This is a genomic window from Mesorhizobium sp. M2A.F.Ca.ET.042.01.1.1, assembly GCF_003997405.1.
Taxonomy (GTDB): domain Bacteria; phylum Pseudomonadota; class Alphaproteobacteria; order Rhizobiales; family Rhizobiaceae; genus Mesorhizobium.
In genome coordinates, this window is record NZ_RZRX01000663.1 from 1 (window position 1) to 396 (window position 396).

At 60.9% G+C, this 396-nt stretch carries 1 pseudogene; it reads right to left on the reverse strand.

From position 1 onward, the window contains the following. Nucleotides 1–309, reverse strand: a pseudogene (locus tag EOA23_RS35425) (hypothetical protein); the annotation flags it as partial. Nucleotides 310–396: the final 87 nt, after the last annotated feature.

Below are 396 nucleotides of genomic sequence, written 5' to 3' on the forward strand. Positions count from 1 at the left end.
CCCCACCCCGCCGCGGCCGGTGAGCTGGCGAAGCCCCTCGCGGCTGAGTGCCCAGTCCGCAGTGCGGGAAATAATTTGCCGTCTGGCGCGCAAAACCGCATGCGCGCGGGTGAGCTCATGGGTCGGCGCGCGGACATCCATGTGCGCGTCGTGCAGCACCAGGTCCTCAAGGTGGACGAGCTCGCCCTCGACCCAAAGTGCAGCGGTTGCATCAGCAAAATTCTGCCGCTCGATCCAGCCCTCACGAATGGGAGAGCGGAACAGCCGCTCGTCAAGGCGCACCAACAGCTCGGTGGCTGTCGCTTTCACTTCCCGATTTCAATCGAGGAAAAGTCAGGTGTTGTTTAGGTTTAGGCGCTACGACAGCCACAATTTTCCGCTAACAATTTCATTGAC